The following is a 19153-nucleotide window of genomic DNA, read 5'->3' as shown; positions in this document are numbered from 1 at the left end:
CTAAAAATTTTTAATATGAAAAAAATATATAATGTCTTATTTATAGCGTTTCTTTCAGCCCTTACAGTCTTTCAGAGTTGCGAGACGGTAGAGCTCGAAATGCTAGAAAACCCTAACTCTCTGAGCCCTGATCAGGCCAACCCATCACTTCTGTTTAACAGTGTGCAATTGAGTTACCGTAATGGCGTGTCGTCATTTAATAATATTGGCGCGCAGCTTGGTAGAATTGACTATATGAGTGGTCGTATCTATTTTAATAACTACGGAAGCGGAACCCTTAATGGACCTTGGGGAAATTTATTCAGTTCAATGAACCCGGATATTGCAGTAATCGAAGAATCAAACACTGATGGTTCTTATGATTATATTCTAGGTGCATCAAAAGCAATGCAAGCACACCTTATGATGCTACTTGTAGATTATGTTGGTGACATTGTTTGGAGCGAAGCAAATATGCCTCTAGATTTTCCTAACCCTAATCTAGACGATGATGCAGCTGTATATGACGCTGCACTAAGCTTACTAAACGAAGCTTCTTCTCTATTACAAGGAGCTAGTGTTGGGACATCTACAGACCTTTTTTACGAAGGTGATGGAGGTAAATGGATCAAGTTTATCAATACACTTAAAATGAGAGCGGCATTAACTACCGGTGACTACAATGGTGTAATCAACGCTACCAACGTAATCGAAAGTGCTGAAGATAATTTCACCTTCGCTTATGGTACTAATTTACAGCAACCAGACACACGTCATCCTGATTACGCAAGTGATTACACTGATAGTGGAGCAGGTCTTTACAGATCTAACTGGTTAATGAATCTTATGGCTGGAACCTACGGAGACTTCTCTGGTAATGATGACCCAAGAAGAAGATATTACTTCTACCGTCAAAATGCGGTTACTCCAGGTAGCTTCACCCTATTATTCTGGGAAGCTGATGAAAACTACTATTTGTATGACGGCGCAGTAGACGCAGCATCATTAGCTTGCTCTGCACAAGACGTACCATCACACTTAGAATTTACAGAGCAAGAAGATTATTGGTGTTCTATGCGTTTAGGATATTGGGGAAGAATACATGGCAACAATGAAGGTATTCCGCCAGATTCATTTACAAGAACAGCAACAGGAGTTTATCCAGCTGGAGGTCGATTTGATGACAATTTAGATTGGGTAATTTTAAATCCAGATCAAAGCAACATCACGTTTTATGATGCAGCTGTAGGTCTTGGTCGCGGTGCCGGAGGTGCAGGTATAGAGCCTATTATTCTTTCGTCATATGTAGAATTCTGGAGAGCTGAAGCATATCTAATGCTTGGGCAGGATGATCCAGCAGAAGATGCTTTTGAAGCAGGTGTAACAGAATCTGTGAACTACGTTACCACGTTTACAGATCCTACAGCAGACACAAGTCTGGCTCCTACTGCAGAAGATATTTCAGAATTTATAGCTGATATTACTGATGAGTTCTCTGATGCCGATGAGAACACTGCATTAGATGCATTTGACTGGCCAGTAGAAAAATCTAAACTAGACATCCTTGGTGAACAATTTTTCATCGCTATGTATGGTGGTGGTGCAGATGCATTTAATTTTATAAGAAGAACTGGGTATCCAAGAACTTTGGCAAGAAACATTGATCCAAATCCGGGACCATTCCCTAGAACACTTCTTTACCCATCAAGTGAGGTTAATGCTAACCCAAATGTTAGTCAGCGACAAGACAATTTAACGCAGGTATTCTGGGATGCCGGAGTTACTAACCCTGCAAACTAAAATTATATGAAGATGAAAAATATTTTAAAATACATACTTATTCTAGGGCTCGTCTTCAACACAGTTTCTTGTGATGATGACCCAGATAATGCAATCTACACTGTTTTAGATTACGAAAAAGGCGCTGTATTAAGAACTATTGAAGTTATTAATGCGTCTCTTAACTCTAGCGACCCTACATCAACTTTTGCAGTGACCGTAGAAGAGCAAGATGAATTAGACGGTGGACTTATGGAGAGTGTTGACATCTACGTTTCACTTAGAGACCTTACAAGCGATAATGGAACTTCAGATCCAAACAGAAGCCTAGTAAAAACGGTTCCTGCATCTGACTTCACTGAAGGGCCTGTAGGTTTACCAAGAGCTACGTTGACCGCTACTTTTGGAGAAGCTATTAGCGCAATGGGAATTACTGACAGTGAGTACACCGCTGGTGATGTGTTCATTTTTGAACTTGTTTTAAACCTTACAGATGGTAGATCTTTAGGCCCAGAAAGTAGTTCAGGTGTATTGACAGGTGTATTCTTTAAGGCGCCATTTCAATATAACGCATTATTAACCTGCTCTCCAGAACCTGGTGACTATACCGTTAGAATGTTTGATTCTTATGGCGACGGATGGCAAACTGATTGTGGTAATGGTGGATCAGGAATCACTATTGTTTTAGATAGCACAACTTTAGAAGTTGGTTTATGCTCCCCTTATGGAGGGTGTAACTCCGGAGCATTCCTAGATGAAAGTCAAGGTGGTTGTACACCTAATGATGGTTACGAGGGCGTGGCAACTGTTACTATACCAGAAGGCACGGTAAGTGCAGAATGGAACTTCCCAGGTGACAACTATGGTGAGATTCGCTTCGAGGTATATGCACCTAACGGAGATTTAGTGTACGACTCTGGTGATTTTGGTGAGCAAGCATCTGGCTTATTACCTATCACAGTGTGTGCTCAATAATTATAAGAAACCACGTAGAGATTATTAGCCAATAATCGAAAAGGAAGCCTGCAAGTAAAATTGCAGGCTTTTTTATTTTTAAAGATTTAAAATAAAAATCAAATTACTATTAAGATCTAATTCAAACTGTTATCAAATTTCATCACTATAACGATTTAATAAATTTTAAATTAACATAATATAAACACTCTTAAGAATTACAACCACAACACCTTATACTTTTAATTAACATAACTTTTGCATTTTTTTTAAATAACTCAAATAGACCATCCTTTATGATAAATATTTCTCATTAAAACACCTGTTTTAATGAATATACAATAACCATCTATTAAAATTTTATGACAAATAAATTGTTTATTGAATATTATTTCTACAAATTCGCCCTCGGCTAATTCAAATAAACAATAACATGAAAATTAAATTTACTGGATTGCTAACGCTATTCTTAGCGTTAGTGGTGCAATTCTCGTTTGCACAAACCAAAGAAGTAACCGGTACGGTTACTGATGGAAGCGGAGTGCCACTTCCCGGTGTTAACATCGTAATCCAAGGCACTACAACAGGTACACAAACTGATTTTGATGGTAATTATGCAATCTCTGCATCTCAAGGTCAGACCTTAGTCTTTTCATACGTAGGTTTTGGAGATTCTGAACAAGTAGTAGGAGCCTCAAGCACAATTAATGTGAGCCTAACCGCAGGTGAAGCTCTTGATGAAGTAGTTGTAACTGCTTTAGGTATTTCTAGAGAAAAGAAATCTTTAGGGTACGCTACTCAAGAGGTAAGCAGTGAAGAACTTACACAAACAAGAAATAGTAATGCACTTAATGCACTTTCTGGTAAAGTTGCCGGTGTTCAAATTTCTAATGCAAGTGGTAACTTAGGAGGTTCTTCAAGAATTTTAATCCGTGGTATTGGTTCTATCACACAAGAAAACAGACCTTTAATAGTAGTTGACGGTATCCCATTAGATAACAGTAACTACAACAGTACATCTACCCAAAATGGTGGAGGTGGTCGTGATTTTGGTGATACTGGTTTTGACATCAACCCTGACGATATTGCTAGTATGAACGTTCTTAAAGGTGGTGCAGCAGCAGCCCTTTACGGCTCACGTGCATCTAACGGGGTTATTCAAATCACTACCAAATCAGGTAAAAAAGGCAAAGGTGAAGTAACTGTAAACACAGGTATCACTTTTGAAGAAGTAAACATTCTACCTCAAACTCAAAAACTCTACGGTGGTGGAGGTGGTAACTACACTATTGGTGACCAAGGTGGCTTTAACCAAGCTACTATTAATGGTACTACATACAATTTAGTTGATTATGCAACTGATGAATCTTGGGGACCAAGATATGAAGGGCAACCAGTTTTACATTGGGATGCCTTTGAACCAGGAACTCCTGGCTATTTACAAACAAGACCTTGGGTAGCTCCTGCTAATGACGGTAGCACTTTATTCAAAACGGGGTATTCTTATAATAATGGTGTAGCATTCTCTCAAGCGGGAGAAGATTCTAACATGCGTATGTCTATCAACAATACGCAGACTGAAGGTATTTTACCAAACACTAAACTGAATAAAACCAGTATTAACTTTAATGGTTCAACTAAAATTGGTGATAAATTAAAAGTAGATGCTTCGGTAAACTTTACAGTAACTGATGGTTTTAACAGACCAGCTTCAGGTTATACAGGAGAAAGTGTAATTCTTCAGTTATATCAATTTGGTCAAACTTCATTAGACTATGATCGTCTTAAGGCATATAAAACTGCAGATGGTCGCCAGAGAACTTGGAACAGAAGAGCTTACAATGACCCTCTTCCACAGTATACAGATAACCCATATTGGGTACTTAATGAAAATACAGCAGAGGATAAAAGAACACGTTGGTATGGTACTGTAGGTGCTACTTACAACTTTACTGATGATTTCTATGCGGTAGCTAAAGTATATGGTGATACTTATGACTTTAGAATTAATCAAAGAACAGCTGTTGGCTCTCAAGCACAAGCTTCTTACTCAGAAAGTGATCGTGATTTTCAAGAGATCAACTACGAGGGAAGATTACACTTCGACAAATCTGTTTTTGAAGACAAATTAAGCATCAACGCCTTTGTAGGTGGTAACAGAAGGGTTAACGAATATCACTTCTTAGGTGCTAATACTAATGGTGGTCTTGTAGTTCCAGGATTCTACAACTTAAGTAACTCTGTAGATAACCCAACTGTTAGTGAAAGTGATTCTCAGCGTCAGATAAACAGTTTATTTGGTTCTGTTTCTTTAGGTTATGACAACTTTGCTTACTTAACAGTGACTGGTCGTAATGACTGGTCTTCTACTCTACCTGCAGAGAATAACTCATACTTCTACCCATCTGTAAGTGGTAGTTTTATTGCATCTCAATTTATTAATGCAGACTGGCTTTCTTTCTTAAAAGTAAGAGCTGGTTATGCTGAAGTAGGTAGTGATACAAGCCCTTATCAATTAAGCAATGTATTTACAGGAAGTAATCCTTTCTTAGGTTCAGTACCATTTACTCTTGTTAGCAGTAATAAAAACCCTAACCTTTTACCAGAAGAGAAGCGCACCTATGAATTTGGTGTTGAAGCATCTTTCTTCAACAGACGTTTAGGTTTTGATGTAACTTATTACAATGAGCTTACTAAAGATTTGATTACTCCGGTACAAGTTGACCCTTCAACAGGATTTACTTCTACAGTTCTTAATGCTGGTGAATTAGAAAATAAAGGTATCGAGATTCTTGTAAATGCTACACCAATAATGACTGAGGATTTTTCTTGGGATGTTACTTGGAATTTTGCTAAGAACGAAAACACGCTACTTAGCTTAGCTCAAGGTCTTGAAACACTTCAGCTAGCAAGTTTCCCTTTTAACGGTGTTTCTTTAAATGCAGTTGTAGGTGAGCGTTACGGTCAAATTCGTGGTACTAACTACGTTTATGATGATGCTGGTAACCGCGTTGTAAACTCAAATGGTAGCTATGCTGAAACTCAAAACGTAGAAAACCTTGGTTCTATCTTACCTGATTATAACATGGGTATCCGCAACACTTTTACCTATAAAGGTATTAGCTTAGGCGTATTAATTGACAGACAAAAAGGTGGTGTATACCGCTCATTGACTAACATTTGGGGTAACTATTCTGGTATCTTAGAGCAAACTGCTGCTAATAACATTCGTGAAGAAGGTTTAATTCTTCCTGGTGTAACCGGTGATGTAACTTATAATGATGACGGTTCTTACACAGTATCAAATACTGCTGAAAACACTCAAGTTATTTCTGCACAGCAATATGGTACTGATTTCTATTTTGGTAATGATGCACAAAACGTATTTGATGCTTCTTACTGGAAATTACGTGAAGTAACTCTTGGTTACAACCTACCTAAAAACTGGATTGGTAATGCATTTAGTGAAGTAAGACTTACTGCATTTGGTAGAAACCTACTTGTATGGGGTCTAGACAATGACAACTTCGATCCAGAAATCGCAACTACAGGTAGTGGTAATATTCAAGGTTCTGAAGGTGGTTCTTTACCATCAACACGTTCTTACGGACTTAACGTTCAATTAAAATTTTAAGAAAAAGATGAAAAATAAATTTATAATCTTATTAATGCTCGTCATCTCGGCAGGATTTAGTTCTTGTGATGATGGCTTAGAAGAAGTTAACCTAAACCCTAACGACCCTGAGCTCGTACCTACTGCAAACATTTTTGCATCTGCAACTAAAAGCTATGTCGACTTTAGCCGAAACGCTTTTAACTCAGGACGTTTAACTCAGAACTGGGTAGAATATTGGGGACAAACAGCCTACGCTGATGAAGATCGTTATTTATATCGTGAGTCTTCAGCAGAAAGTATTTATCAAAATACTTACCTAGTTGCAACAGACTTTAAATCAATCATTGACCTTAACACTGATGAAGCAACAATGGCAGACGCCGCTGCTTCAGGGGATAATGACAACCAGATTGCAGCTTCTCGTATTATGTTATCCTATATGTTTTACGAGTTGACTAATTTCTTTGGTGATGTACCTTACTATTCTTATGGTTCGGATAATGAGAATTTTCAAGCACTTGCTGTAGACGAAGATTTAAATCCTGTATTTGCTCCTCAAGAAGAGATTTATGCAGATATTTTAAATGAATTAAGAGAGTCTGCAGATATGATCAATGTTAATGCTGCTGTGTTTACATCTGGTGATAACATTTTTGGTGGTGATGCTGCAAAATGGAAAAAATTTGCAAACTCTTTAATCCTTAGAGTTGCAAACAATCTTCGTGATGTAGACCCTACAACTGCTACTAGCGCTATTAATGCCGCTATTCAGTCTGGTGTAATGACTTCTAATGCTGATAACGCTGTTCAGAGCTACGAAACAGTAGATCTAAACGCTTCACCTTGGTGGAGAGCCTTCATTGGCAGAACTGACTTTGCAGTAACTGCTCCATTTATCAACTTATTAAAAGGTGAGACTGGTAACTTTGGTCTTGACCCAAGATTATTTGAGATGGCAGCACCTATTTCAGTAGGTATTGAAGATGTAAAAGATGACAATTACACTACAAGTGATGACCCTGCTGACTATGTGGGAGCTCCATACGCTTTTAGAAATATGAATGCACTTCCTTCTACTTCTTACTCGTTTATGAGTAGTAAAGTTCTAAGACCAGATTACGGTGAGGTACTTATGGAATATTCTGAAGTTGCTTTTATCCTTTCTGAAGAGAATGGATTTGATCAAGCAAACTACGAAGAAGGTGTACGTGCTTCTATGGAAAAATGGGGTGTTGCTGATGCAGACATCACTGCTTTTGTAAGCACTTTGCCTGCCGCTTCTGAAGAAAACGTACTTAACCAAAAGTATGTAGCTTTATATATGCAACCTAATACTGCTTACGCAATGTATAGAAGAACTGGTTATCCTAATGTACTTTTAGTACCTGGAGATACAGTTGACTTACCACAAAATCAAGTGGACGCTCAAGCAGAAGGAAACAGAATAGAGTCTTACACCTTTGAATCTGGTGTAAATGGCGTAACGGATTTACCTTTCCGTTTAAGATACCCGCAAATCCTGCAAACGCTTAACGGTGAAAACCGCGCAGCAGCTGCAGCTGATTTAGGTAACGGGGATACGATCTTGAGTAAATTATTCTGGGACGTAAACTAATTTTTAAGTTATTATTTGATTTTGAAAAGCCACCTTTTAGGTGGCTTTTTTATTTCTGCATCTTAAATAACCAACCTATCTTTGCCCTATGTCAAAAAGCACAAACATCTACGGAACCCGCGCAATCATCGAAGCGATTCAAGCAGGTAAAGAAATTGGTAAGATTTATCTTCAAAAAGGATTAAGCAATCCGCTTTCTAAGGAATTAGAAAAGTTGATTCGAGAGCATGGTATTTCAGTTTCTTATGTTCCGCAGGAAAAGCTCTACAAACTTTCAGATCAAAATCATCAAGGTGCAATTGCGACCATCTCCCCTATTCAATTTGCTGAATTTGAAGCTACTGCTGAAGCGGTTCTCGCCGGTGATAAGCCAGCCCTATTTTTACTTCTAGATCAGCTCACTGACGTTAGAAATTTTGGCGCAATTATCAGAACTGCAGTATGCACGGGAGTTGATGCGATTATCATTCCTAAATCGGGAGGAGCACCGGTGACTGACGATACGGTAAAAACATCAGCGGGAGCGATCTTCAACATCCCCATTTGTAAAGTTGACCATATCAAGGATGCATTATTCTACTTGCAAGGCTCTGGAGTTCAAGTTGTGGCTGCAACCGAAAAGACTGACGATTCTATTTACGATTTAGATTATTCTTCACCTACTGCTCTTGTTATGGGAAGTGAAGGAAAAGGAGTTACACCCGGTGTATTAAAACTGGTAGATCACAAAGCAAAACTACCTATGGCAGGTACTATTAGTTCGCTAAATGTTTCGGTAGCGTGTGGCGCATTTCTCTATGAAATCGTGAGACAACGTCTTAAGTAAGTCGGTCTTCGTCAACATCATCCTCCAGAGGCGGATCAATAAAGTTTCCATCTTTATCAAATTGCTGTAAAAAAGGATCCTCATCAGGGTTATATGCTTCAGTTTCCCAAACATACTTTACGGGCTTTGCTATTTTCGATTTAATCACAATAGCTAAAACCAGTCCGGTTACAAATCCTGAAAGATGCCCCTCCCAACTCATTCCGTCTCTTATGGGCATAGTTCCCCAGATTAGACTTCCATAGAGAAAAACCACTATGAGGGAAAAGGCAGTCAACCTATAATGTTTAGACCAAATTCCTTTAAAAAATAAAAAAGAAGCCAAACCATAAACCACGCCACTGGCTCCAATATGGTACGCCTCGCGACCAATAAGCCAGGTTCCCAGCCCTGAGCCTATTGCTACCCAAAAAAGCACACGCCCTGCCACCGGTTTATAGAAGTAGATTAACCCTGCCATCAAAACCAAAACAGGAACGCTATTGTGCCACAAATGGCTCAAATTAGAATGTATAAAGGGTGAAAAAATGATACCCAACAATCCTTTCAGCTCACGTGGCAAAACACCATAAGTAGTGAAATTATATCCAAATTTCAACTCAAACCAAAAAACCAGCCAAAGTGTGAGCACTCCTATCAAAGGATACAACACCACTCCTGTAGTGAATTGAAAAGCCGACTTTTGTTTTTTAGCGCTCATAGTATTCGGTAATCTAGCAATAGTTCAGCCAAAATCATAAAGTACGAAATAGTGGCAGTACTTAAGCTGTAAATAAATAATTTTGAGTCTATGAATGCACCACTAGCTGAACGTCTACGTCCTAAAACTTTAGACGATTATTTAAGTCAAGAGCACCTTGTTGGAGACAAGGGCTCTCTTACTTCTTCTATAAAATCAGGAATAATACCTTCTTTGATATTGTGGGGGCCTCCAGGTGTGGGTAAAACGACCCTAGCTTCAATTATTGCGGAAGAATCAAAACGCCCCTTCTATGTTCTTAGTGCTATTAATAGCGGGGTTAAAGATGTTCGTGAGGTTATTGACAAAGCCAAGAATGCCGGCGGATTGTTTACACAGAAAAATCCGTTATTGTTTATTGATGAGATTCATCGGTTTAGCAAATCGCAACAAGATTCCTTACTGGCTGCGGTTGAAAAAGGCTGGGTAACATTAATTGGCGCAACCACTGAAAACCCAAGTTTTGAGGTAATCCCCGCACTTTTGTCCCGTTGTCAAGTATATGTTTTGAATCCGTTTTCTGCAGACGACCTCAGAGCGCTTTTAAAGCGGGCTATGCAGCAAGATACCATCTTATCGAAGAAAGATATCGAACTGCAAGAGACCGAAGCGCTATTGCGTATAAGTGGTGGTGACGCGCGCAAACTCTTGAATATTTTTGAACTTTTAGTGACCACCGAAACTTCAGAAAAAGTCGTGATCACTAATGCAATGGTGCAGCAAAAGGTACAGCAAAATACGGTGATGTATGACAAAACCGGTGAGCAGCACTACGATATCATTTCTGCTTTTATAAAGTCTATAAGAGGTAGCGATCCCAACGCAGCAGTTTATTATCTCGCTCGTATGTTAGAAGGTGGCGAAGATCTCAAGTTTATTGCAAGACGCTTGATCATTTTAGCCTCAGAAGATATAGGCAATGCCAACCCAACTGCCTTGATAATGGCGACGAATGCGTTTACTGCTGTAACCACAATAGGCTATCCTGAATCTCGTATTATTCTGAGTCAATGCGTAACCTATCTCGCTACTTCGCCTAAAAGTAATGCGTCGTATATGGCGATCAATAAGGCACAGCAGCTTGTTAAACAAACAGGTGACCTACCTGTACCCCTCGCCTTGCGCAATGCACCTACTAAGCTTATGAAGGAATTAGGTTACGGTGATGAGTATAAATACTCTCACGACGGCGCCGGCAACTTTATTGCACAAGAATTTCTTCCGGAGGAGATCACGAATCAAAAACTATATGATCCCGGTGCTAACGCACGTGAAGATGGCATTAGAAAGTTTCTTAAAAACCGCTGGGGAGACAAGTACAATTATTAAGACTACTTCGAGACCTTATTTCTTTTATCCCGCGGCCAAAAAAAAAACCTCGTTTCAAATATTATTTCTCTCAGCGAAAAACAACATTTAAAACGAGGCCTTCTGTAATTCTATGTATTTACTCCTGCGTAAAAATCATTTTTACCAGTCCGCTTACACCCTTTATTTCGCGTTCTACGGTGAATTCTGTGCCATTGTAGTATCCTACTCCAGTGAATTGTGAGGTATTCACTAAATAAGACCCCGCAGAGGTTTTGGTAGCAGTTCCTATTTTGCTACTTCCTTCATAAACATCAAAACCATTTGCAGTCGCGCGCATACTAAAAGCACCATCTGCACTAGTCAACACCGTTTTGATATCTTGTTCAATTTCTGCCTCATTAGTAGCCGCGTTATTTGTTTCCGCATCAATTGCGGTGCTTACTTCTTCCTTGATAACCACATCGCTATTTTTTGGTATTGCTGAAACCACAACTTCCTTTTTTGGTGGTTTATTGTTTGCTACTGCATTAACCAGAGTTTGCGGCGCTTCCTCTTCTTCTTCTACCTCTTCTATCAGCTCTGCTCGCTCTACGATGGCATCAGAATACGTATACCCGTATTCTTCTTCAAGTTCTTCAAATGCATCCCTAAAAGCATCCTGATGTCCTCCTTTAAAATCCTTGATCTTACTTTTCCCTTCCGGAAGAACAAAAACTTCTTTCCCTCTGCAATTCACTAAAGTGATCAAAGCTTTCGTACTCAAAAAACCACTAATATCTGCACGTGCATACAACGTATTGCATCCTGAAGCATTAAGATCATCCGGAAGCTGCTCATTCTCTAAATAAGCATCAAAACCGTATTTAATGAATAAAAAACGAGTTAACGCATTTAGCTCATATTGCCCAGCCTCATCTTGAAATTCAAATTTCTGCGGTATAACTATGTATTTATAATCTTTTAGTTCTTGCGCGGAAACCGATGTTAACGAAATCAAAGCGATAAACGCAAGTAAAATATAGTGTCTTGTATTCATTAGTTTTTATTTGAAATTAATTGAAAACCAATTTGAAAACTGGCTGTATTTGAGTCGGCAATATTTGAATATGAAAGTAAGTTATCTGCCGCTAAATACACATTAAAACTACGGATTTTAGCAGAAATTAGAAAGCCTACATTTGTGTAGGTAAAAGCATCAATTCCGTATGTAAGTTTTGTATTTAAGAACGAAGTAAGTGGTGCATCTAAAAATGCCGTCAACCCGGCTTGCACTCCGCGAGGCCTTTTGATCGCCATAGCCTGCAAACCTGTTTTAAACCTAAAGCGATCTTCTTCAGGATCTAAACAATTACAATCTAAACGCTCACCAAAAGCATAGCTTAGTCCTCCCAGCAAAGTTACCGGGCGCAATACGGTATATTGAATATCTTCGCGCTCGTCAAAAGTCATATTTTCCCTGAATTCATCTTCGAGATCGGTCCAGTAGGGTCGTATGGCCATATTATTATCAACCACCGAAGGGAAAATAAATTCAATACCATCAAACGTAAAATCGCCTTCTCCATAATACTCATACGTATTGCTGCTATAATGAATAAAACCCAAATCTAGCAGACTCCCGCTCACAACCCAGCGCTCATTCAATTTATAAGAAAAACCTAGATCTATACCCGCTCCATAATTTCCGCTAAATACCGAATTTTGCAGAATTTGGGACTGCGAAAATTCTTCAAAGCTTCCGGTTCCAGCAATTTTTAGTCCACCGTCAATATTCGCCAGCCGATGCTCGTAGAAGTTATTTCCGTCAGGCGTCAGATAGGTAGTAAAAGTCCCCGTGTTGGTTGTGCTTTCAGCGCTGAACATTCCGCTGTAAATCTTAAAGCGGCCACCTAGCGTAAGACGCTCATTGATCTTTTTATTCATCCCAATATGAAAAACAGAAACCATTTCGGCTCTGGCTTTAATATCTGAAGCTTTAAAAGAATAGCCTAAATTTTGTTGATTCCCTTCATAGGCCAGGGTTGCAATATCCTTTGGAAAATAAGCAACTGCGTCTAGCGCCTCATACCACCCAAAAGAGATGTAATTCCCTTTTTTATTCCGAAAGCCGGCACTTAAAATTTCGAGATTCTGATGAAGCACTCCATAATCTTTATTGGTCAGTTGGTCAGCCTTTGCACGAATACGGGCATTAATTTCAGTATTCTCATTCACCTGAAAGATATCGTAAACCGAAACATTCCTGAGGCCTACACCTACTCCAATTCCGCTCAATAACGGTATCCCTAAATGCTTATCAAAGTCAACCTCATTACCGGGATTGAGCATTAAACTCTGCGGAAGATAGTCTGCATCATACAACTGCGGAATTTGCGCAACAGTTTTAAAAGCGCTAATCAGCATTAAAAAAAAAAGTCCAACTTTACAATTCAACGGTATATGCTGCTTTTGATTCAAAGGTTAAACTACCTACAATTGGGGAGCCATCGGTATTTAAATAATATTCAACTAGCACATTATCTGCATTGGTAATATTATCAATCGCAGCCCCTTCTTTGACTACTTCATATTCAGAAGTAACTTCAGTCCCGTCCGGGCTTCCGGCCGCTTCAAGAGCAATAGATTCTCGGGTTACGCCGGTGCTGTCGTTAAACTTAATCACCGCAGTAAGATCTTGCGGAAATGTGTTGGTCATTTTAAAAGCAAAAACAATCTTTATCAAATGATTCTGAAAAAACGGATCGTCTAAAAAATCTAGTTTTACCGCTTCAACAACGCCGGTTTGTTGCAATTGCCCGGTACCGTCTACGAAAGTATCTTGGCTGAGCGTAAAATAAACCAGATCTATATCTTGAGTACTAGTTAATGAAACTTCATTGGCTTGATCAAAGTCAACCTGCTCTGAACAACCTAAAAACAAGCCGGTAAGTAAGAATAGAAAATGAGTAAAGCGTAGTTTCATTAGAAGGGGTATAAAGCAAAATAACGCTCTTTTTCTTCAAATAGTTTATAAATAACGACTTATCTCGCTTAAAAAATCAATTTTATGAATGGCCGGTGGCAAATCTGTTTTATGATAGTTAAAACAGATGCTACGCATACCTACATTAAGCGCACCTTCAATATCTGCTTCATAATTATCACCAATCATCAAACTGTTTCCTGGCACCGCAGCAGCTTGATCCATCGCGTGAAGAAAAATCTTCGAGTCTGGCTTTTTGACACCTACAGACTCGCTACTGGTCACCGTTTTAAAATAGTGATCAATCTTCGAGTTTTGTAATTTGAGCTGTTGCACTTCTTGAAATCCGTTTGTGATAATATGGAGTTTAAAGCGCTTATGCAAATCTTCTAACTGCTCTACAGCACCATCAAATAAATAGTTATGCTTTGGCAAATAATCAATATAATCCACCGAAAGCCTATCGATCAAATAATCGTCAATGGAAACCCCAATTGCTTTAAAGCTATTTTTTAATCTTCCGTAGCGCAACTGCTCTTTGGTAATTCGAGATTCGCGATAATACTTCCAATATTGAAAATTTATAGGCTCATAAGCTTCCAGAAAGTCATCAATCGCAACATCAATTTTATTCTTTTGAAAAATATCTGCAAAAGCCAATCTGGAATTTCGGTCAAAATCCCAAAGGGTGTGATCTAGATCAAAAAAAATGTGCTCTATGTCTTTGAATTTAGTCATTTACTAATTCTCTAAAAAATTGTTTCCACTGGCCTTGATCCTGACCTTTACCTGTGACTGATTTATTTCTGAAACTAAACACAAAACTTCCCTTTACCTGTTCTACCTGTTTTTTCATTTCAAAAAAAGTATCAAGCTCCTGATTAAGTTCTTTTTCATCAGAAGCACTGCTTTCAAATGCCGAAGCTTGCGCACAAATAGGATGAATGAGCAACGGAGTTATCGTCTCATAATCGAGATCATAAAAATTAAATGGAGTGCAGGTTCCTGCTCTGAAACCCAAATATTCAGGATACCCCATAGAATAATCGTTTTTCATCTCTAACTGAATCATTTCGCGGTAATGTTCAGGAAGACTCTGCATATACTTGCTGCACCGTACGGCACTTAATTGTTTATTGGTAATCCCTTCAATTCTTTTCTTTTCTAACTTCATTTGGCGTTTTACTGATAACGCCTCTTTAGATAACAACAAACCTACTTCGCTGTAATCGCCCACCATTTTAATAAGCTCTCTAAAGGTTTTCTTATTGTATCTGATGTTGCGCGTGTAGGTCGAATAATTACCTACCATAAAGAAGAAAACAAACTTAAACTTGGCGTTTTTTTGCACGTTGATCAACCAACTGAAGGTATCATAAGGATCTTTACGCAAGCCAAGATTCACCCGTAAGCGCAGCCAGATTCTGCTAAACTGCAAATGCACCAGATCAATTAAAAAACTGGTCACCCACCGCATAATGCCAATGCCGTACATCTCATAAGCCTGTTCAACATCTACCAATGCCTGAAAACTGAATTTACGCTGCTCAAAAGGATAATCAGGATATTTCTCCAAGAGTACTTCTTTAAAATATCCCGCCCAGATATCAATAACCGGTTGGGTTAAAATCTCCTCTTGATAAGCAAGACTTTCGGTAGCCGGAAACCGGCCTTGTTCATCCTTTACGTGAGGTAAAAACTCTTCATATCGACTAAGAAGCACAAAGGCCGCAGCAAAAATATCAAAGGGTAGCGCGCTTTTAGTTCCGGTCACAAAAAAACACTTCGTCTCGCGCCAAGGCTGCATATTGATCTCAATATCTGTGATGCCTTGTTCAAATAAAACCTCCTGACTTTTTATATGCAACTCTTTGCCTAGCGGTTTACTGGTGTACGAAAGCTTCAAACTATCGTGCACGATAAACTCGTCTACCGCGGTGGTGAATTTTACAGGAATCCCAAGAATATTGGTGCAGATATGCTTAAAGGTATATCGCAATCTTGGGGTGATTTTATGCGTGTAAATAAGAAGCATAAGTAGTTTTATAGCGGCAATTTCCGTAATTTTTAATTAAAGCGGAAGGAATTACAGCAAACCTTCGTCAGCAAAGCTAAAATAGGAATTTTCGGTAATGATAAGATGGTCTAGCACTTTAATATCGAGGCTGGCCGCCGCTGTTTTTAATTTGGAAGTAATCGCCTTGTCAGCCTCACTAGGACGCAAACCGCCTGATGGGTGATTGTGTGCGAGAATCAAAGAAACTGCTCCGCGTTCTAAAGCCAGTTTTAACACCAATCTGACATCGACCAATGTGCCTGTCATTCCGCCTTTGCTCAATTGATGTTTGTGTAAAACCTTATTAGAGTTATTAAGGTATAGAATCCAGAATTCTTCGTGCGGCAGTTCACCTAAAATAGGTTGCAGCAATCTAAAAACCGCGTGACTGCCCGTGATCTTAGTAGGCTCTTCGGCTTTATCGGTTTGCCTCCTGCGGCCCAATTCGGTGGCGGCGGCAATACTCACCGCCTTAGCCTCGCCAATACCTTTAAATTTCATAAGCTGTGAAACGCTCAGTTTGCCCAAAGCGTTCAAATTATGATCTACCGAGGCAAGAATACGCTTGCTCAATGCTACTGCACTTTCATTTCGACTTCCAGAACCGATTAATATTGCCACAAGCTCTGCGTCGCTGAGTGCATCTTTTCCTTTTTGTAATAATTTTTCCCGGGGACGATCATCTAAAGACCACTGTTTAATTGAAAAACTTTCTGAATTCTGCTGCATAATAATTCGTCTAAATTCTACGGAACTCGTGGGGCAGCGATCCTTGTCTAAAATTAAAAAATGTATTTTTAGATTTCAGTTTTTAATCGAAAAATAAAATGGAAAGTCTCTTTACTACAGAAAGTTACGCTAAAACCCTTGATCGAATAGATGCCTTAACGCCTAGTCAAAAGCCAAAGTGGGGAAAGATGACTGTAAGCCAGATGCTGGCGCATTGTCAAAAACCTTTAGAAATTGCGCTTTACAATAAAGATTTTGGGCTGAAATCTAATTTTTTGATTAGAGCATTTTTTAAAAAGGCGATGTATGACGACAGTTCCTTCAGAAAAAATATGCCTACTCCCAAGCGTTTTAAAGTTAGTGAGCCTAAAGATTTTACTACTGAAAAAGCCGCGCTTAAAGAATTGATCGAAGCATTTTATCAACTAACCCCTAACGCAAACTTAGAGCCGCATCCGGTTTTTGGCAAACTCACTACTGACCAATGGGGAAAAATGCAGTATAAACATCTGGATCATCACCTTAAACAATTTGGCGTATGAGCACATATCCCCCGGCACATCATCAGGAAGCCCACTTTAAGAATATTATACAAACGCTTAAAACCTTCCCGTTAGCTACGTTGATCACGGTAGAAAACGAGCGTCCTATGATCACTCATTTACCATTGAGATATGTTGCCAATACGGGCTACGGAAAACTTATAGGTCATATAGATAACAACAATCCGCAAGTTCCACATTTGACTGAAGGTTCACAGGTAAGTGTACTTTTCAACGGCCCTGACACCTATATTTCACCAAGTATTTATACCACTTCGCAATTGCCCACGTGGAATTACATCAAAATACATTTAGAGACAAAAGTTGTAAAAACACTCACTAATGAAGAATTGAAAAGTGAGATGGTTGCGCTTACCTCTTTTTTAGAAGGTAAAGAACAGCGTTACAGGCTTGAACAAACAGACCCAAGAGTTGAAACCTTTGTAAACTATGTTACCGGATTTGAATTGCAAATAACCGCTTGGGAAGGAAAATTTAAACTTTCTCAAGATAAAAACAGCTCAGATCAAGAACAAGCAAAACAAGCGCTAACCAACAACTGCGCAGATCTGATGGAAGACTATTTAACAGCGATCTATAGCCGGCACATCACCAAGGGTTAATTTACTTTGCCAGCAGATCTTGAACACTGTCAAAATCCAACCCTCCGTAATTGCCACTACTCATAAGCAACAACACCGCATTGTCAAAAGATTTAGTATCTAAGTAGGTTTTAAAATCTTCAGCGTCTGTAAAAATGCTAAGGTCATCACGATCAAACGCAGTTGCAATTTGATTCTCGCTAATCGCCTCTAACTTTTTGAGCGCTACTGCTTCGGGCGTGTAAAAGACTACTGCTTCTTCTGCTGCATCTAAAGCGCCTTTATAGCCTTTGATAAACTCGGCATTTAGACTGCTGTAGGTATGCAATTCTAGACAGGCGATCAGCTTTTTATCAGGATATTGATTTTTTACAGCTTTGGTCGTTGCAGCAACTTTACTGGGCGAATGAGCAAAATCTTTATAGGCGATCGCATCAGCAGTCTCACCGATCTTTTCCAAGCGTTTGGCTGCACCTTCAAAACTGGCAATGGCTTCATAAAAATCATCTTCATCAACACCCATATGCTGGCAAATCCATTTTGCTCCTGCAAGATTGCTCAGGTTATGTTTTCCAAAAACCGAAATAGGCATAGGTCCTTCTGGAGTTTCTAACAGGGTTTCCCCTGATTCAATGGTGTACTCCGGTGTTGCGTAAGCGTGCTTTCTGGTGGGTGCTGTTGCTGCCTCGGCAATGCGTTTTACCTCAGCATCTTCTTCGTTATAAACTAATATTCCGCCTCGCGAAATAGAATCAGCGAAGATTTCAAATTGCTCAACATAATTCTCATACGTAGGAAAAACGTTTACGTGATCCCAAGCAATACCGCTAATCAAGGCAATGTTTGGCTTATATAAATGAAATTTCGGACGACGATCTATAGGCGAAGACAAGTACTCATCACCTTCTAATAAAATAAAATCATTTTCTTCAGTAAGGTGTACCATAGTGTCAAAGCCCGGCAACTGCGCGCCCACCATAAAATCTACCTCACGGTCATGGTAATGCAACACGTGCAAGATCATTGAAGTAATCGTTGTTTTTCCGTGAGAACCGCCAATAACCACTCGGGTTTTTTCTTTAGACTGCTCGTAAAGAAACTCTGGATAACTATAGATTTTTACACCCAACTCCTGCGCTTTCAGCAATTCAGTATTGTCTGGTTTTGCGTGCATTCCCAGGATTACAGCATCAAGTTGATCATCAATTTTTTCTGGAAACCATCCCATCTCTACAGGAAGCAGGTCATATTTTGCCAATCGGGATTTTGAGGGTTCAAAAATCGCGTCATCGCTTCCGCTAACCTCATACCCTTTATGATGTAGGGCTAAAGCCAAATTGTGCATTGCACTTCCTCCAATCGCTATAAAATGTACTCGCATAATCCTGTATAGACTCTTTAAAATAGAATCTGCAAGTTAAGAAATCGCCGTTTCAGAAACGG

16 protein-coding genes are annotated in these 19153 nt (G+C 39.2%); 8 read left to right on the top strand and 8 right to left on the bottom strand.

Annotated elements, in window-relative coordinates:
• Window positions 1-15 precede the first annotated feature (15 nt).
• The 5 genes from LDL79_RS11315 (at window position 16) to rlmB (ending at window position 8769) form a co-directional block, all read left to right on the top strand.
• The gene (locus LDL79_RS11315) at window positions 16-1779 is read left to right on the top strand and encodes a SusD/RagB family nutrient-binding outer membrane lipoprotein (RefSeq protein WP_072984107.1); all 1764 of its coding nucleotides are present in this window, start codon (window positions 16-18) and stop codon (window positions 1777-1779) included.
• Between the two features lie 12 nt (window positions 1780-1791).
• A complete protein-coding gene (locus tag LDL79_RS11310) occupies window positions 1792-2733 on the top strand; it encodes a hypothetical protein (protein ID WP_072984109.1) in 942 nt (313 codons plus the stop codon).
• Between the two features lie 412 nt (window positions 2734-3145).
• Window positions 3146-6346, top strand: coding sequence for a SusC/RagA family TonB-linked outer membrane protein (locus LDL79_RS11305; protein ID WP_072984111.1), 3201 nt, complete (start codon window positions 3146-3148; stop codon window positions 6344-6346).
• A 7-nt stretch (window positions 6347-6353) separates the two neighbouring features.
• On the top strand, window positions 6354-7943 hold the full coding sequence (locus LDL79_RS11300; RefSeq protein WP_225597766.1) for a SusD/RagB family nutrient-binding outer membrane lipoprotein: 1590 nt from the start codon (window positions 6354-6356) through the stop codon (window positions 7941-7943).
• A gap of 88 nt (window positions 7944-8031) precedes the next feature.
• A complete protein-coding gene (gene rlmB, locus LDL79_RS11295) occupies window positions 8032-8769 on the top strand; it encodes a 23S rRNA (guanosine(2251)-2'-O)-methyltransferase RlmB (protein WP_225597765.1) in 738 nt (245 codons plus the stop codon).
• On the opposite strand, the gene LDL79_RS11290 is transcribed toward rlmB, so the two are convergent.
• Window positions 8762-9469 (bottom strand): rhomboid family intramembrane serine protease, encoded by a 708-nt coding sequence (locus LDL79_RS11290; RefSeq protein ID WP_225597764.1) that lies wholly within the window; start codon window positions 9467-9469, stop codon window positions 8762-8764. The two genes, rlmB and LDL79_RS11290, sit on opposite strands and share 8 nt — an antisense overlap.
• A gap of 90 nt (window positions 9470-9559) precedes the next feature.
• On the opposite strand from LDL79_RS11290, the gene LDL79_RS11285 reads away from it, so the two are divergent.
• Entirely contained in the window at window positions 9560-10837 is a 1278-nt protein-coding gene (locus LDL79_RS11285) for a replication-associated recombination protein A (RefSeq protein ID WP_225597763.1), read from the top strand.
• Between the two features lie 118 nt (window positions 10838-10955).
• Here LDL79_RS11285 and LDL79_RS11280 read toward each other — a convergent pair whose 3' ends face one another.
• From LDL79_RS11280 to radC, 6 genes are read right to left on the bottom strand one after another with little or no spacing between them, the layout of a single operon-like run.
• Complete coding sequence (locus LDL79_RS11280; protein WP_225597762.1) at window positions 10956-11855, bottom strand: hypothetical protein; 900 nt, start codon at window positions 11853-11855, stop codon at window positions 10956-10958.
• Entirely contained in the window at window positions 11855-13222 is a 1368-nt protein-coding gene (locus LDL79_RS11275; protein ID WP_225597761.1) for a DUF5723 family protein, read from the bottom strand. The genes LDL79_RS11280 and LDL79_RS11275 overlap by 1 nt, the downstream gene beginning before the upstream one ends.
• Window positions 13223-13241: 19 nt before the next feature.
• Entirely contained in the window at window positions 13242-13781 is a 540-nt protein-coding gene (locus LDL79_RS11270; protein ID WP_225597760.1) for a hypothetical protein, read from the bottom strand.
• 45 nt (window positions 13782-13826) lie between these two features.
• Window positions 13827-14519 carry a YjjG family noncanonical pyrimidine nucleotidase gene (locus LDL79_RS11265; RefSeq protein ID WP_225597759.1) on the bottom strand — a complete coding sequence of 231 codons (693 nt, stop codon included), beginning with the start codon at window positions 14517-14519 and terminating at the stop codon, window positions 13827-13829.
• A complete protein-coding gene (locus LDL79_RS11260; RefSeq protein WP_072984127.1) occupies window positions 14512-15816 on the bottom strand; it encodes a polysaccharide deacetylase family protein in 1305 nt (434 codons plus the stop codon). Before LDL79_RS11260 ends, LDL79_RS11265 begins: the two co-directional genes overlap by 8 nt.
• 51 nt (window positions 15817-15867) lie before the next feature.
• Window positions 15868-16566 carry a RadC family protein gene (gene radC / locus LDL79_RS11255; protein ID WP_225597758.1) on the bottom strand — a complete coding sequence of 233 codons (699 nt, stop codon included), beginning with the start codon at window positions 16564-16566 and terminating at the stop codon, window positions 15868-15870.
• A 98-nt stretch (window positions 16567-16664) separates the two neighbouring features.
• On the opposite strand from radC, the gene LDL79_RS11250 reads away from it, so the two are divergent.
• Together LDL79_RS11250 and LDL79_RS11245 are read left to right on the top strand one after the other, a co-directional pair.
• The gene (locus LDL79_RS11250) at window positions 16665-17108 is read left to right on the top strand and encodes a DUF1569 domain-containing protein (RefSeq protein WP_225597757.1); all 444 of its coding nucleotides are present in this window, start codon (window positions 16665-16667) and stop codon (window positions 17106-17108) included.
• Window positions 17105-17731 (top strand): FMN-binding negative transcriptional regulator, encoded by a 627-nt coding sequence (locus LDL79_RS11245; protein WP_225597756.1) that lies wholly within the window; start codon window positions 17105-17107, stop codon window positions 17729-17731. Before LDL79_RS11250 ends, LDL79_RS11245 begins: the two co-directional genes overlap by 4 nt.
• Window position 17732: 1 nt before the next feature.
• Here LDL79_RS11245 and LDL79_RS11240 read toward each other — a convergent pair whose 3' ends face one another.
• Window positions 17733-19091: a UDP-N-acetylmuramate--L-alanine ligase gene (locus LDL79_RS11240; protein WP_225597755.1), complete on the bottom strand. Its 1359-nt coding sequence runs from the start codon at window positions 19089-19091 to the stop codon at window positions 17733-17735.
• Window positions 19092-19153 lie beyond the last annotated feature (62 nt).

Source organism: Leeuwenhoekiella palythoae (assembly GCF_020310025.1).
Taxonomy (GTDB): domain Bacteria; phylum Bacteroidota; class Bacteroidia; order Flavobacteriales; family Flavobacteriaceae; genus Leeuwenhoekiella; species Leeuwenhoekiella palythoae.
The sequence above is the reverse complement of the archived record's forward strand: the minus strand, read 5'-3'. Positions and strand labels throughout refer to the sequence as shown.

Excerpts from the sequence above, each read along its gene's own strand:
- LDL79_RS11315 (WP_072984107.1), top strand. The coding sequence starts at position 16 with ATGAAAAAAATATATAATGTCTTATTTATAGCGTTTCTTTCAGCCCTT.
- LDL79_RS11290 (WP_225597764.1), bottom strand. The coding sequence starts at position 9,469 with ATGAGCGCTAAAAAACAAAAGTCGGCTTTTCAATTCACTACAGGAGTG.
- LDL79_RS11270 (WP_225597760.1), bottom strand. The coding sequence starts at position 13,781 with ATGAAACTACGCTTTACTCATTTTCTATTCTTACTTACCGGCTTGTTT.
- LDL79_RS11305 (WP_072984111.1), top strand. The coding sequence starts at position 3,146 with ATGAAAATTAAATTTACTGGATTGCTAACGCTATTCTTAGCGTTAGTG.
- LDL79_RS11240 (WP_225597755.1), bottom strand. The coding sequence starts at position 19,091 with ATGCGAGTACATTTTATAGCGATTGGAGGAAGTGCAATGCACAATTTG.
- LDL79_RS11285 (WP_225597763.1), top strand. The coding sequence starts at position 9,560 with ATGAATGCACCACTAGCTGAACGTCTACGTCCTAAAACTTTAGACGAT.
- LDL79_RS11275 (WP_225597761.1), bottom strand. The coding sequence starts at position 13,222 with ATGCTGATTAGCGCTTTTAAAACTGTTGCGCAAATTCCGCAGTTGTAT.
- rlmB (WP_225597765.1), top strand. The coding sequence starts at position 8,032 with ATGTCAAAAAGCACAAACATCTACGGAACCCGCGCAATCATCGAAGCG.
- LDL79_RS11280 (WP_225597762.1), bottom strand. The coding sequence starts at position 11,855 with ATGAATACAAGACACTATATTTTACTTGCGTTTATCGCTTTGATTTCG.
- radC (WP_225597758.1), bottom strand. The coding sequence starts at position 16,566 with ATGCAGCAGAATTCAGAAAGTTTTTCAATTAAACAGTGGTCTTTAGAT.
- LDL79_RS11310 (WP_072984109.1), top strand. The coding sequence starts at position 1,792 with ATGAAAAATATTTTAAAATACATACTTATTCTAGGGCTCGTCTTCAAC.
- LDL79_RS11265 (WP_225597759.1), bottom strand. The coding sequence starts at position 14,519 with ATGACTAAATTCAAAGACATAGAGCACATTTTTTTTGATCTAGATCAC.
- LDL79_RS11300 (WP_225597766.1), top strand. The coding sequence starts at position 6,354 with ATGAAAAATAAATTTATAATCTTATTAATGCTCGTCATCTCGGCAGGA.
- LDL79_RS11260 (WP_072984127.1), bottom strand. The coding sequence starts at position 15,816 with ATGCTTCTTATTTACACGCATAAAATCACCCCAAGATTGCGATATACC.
- LDL79_RS11250 (WP_225597757.1), top strand. The coding sequence starts at position 16,665 with ATGGAAAGTCTCTTTACTACAGAAAGTTACGCTAAAACCCTTGATCGA.
- LDL79_RS11245 (WP_225597756.1), top strand. The coding sequence starts at position 17,105 with ATGAGCACATATCCCCCGGCACATCATCAGGAAGCCCACTTTAAGAAT.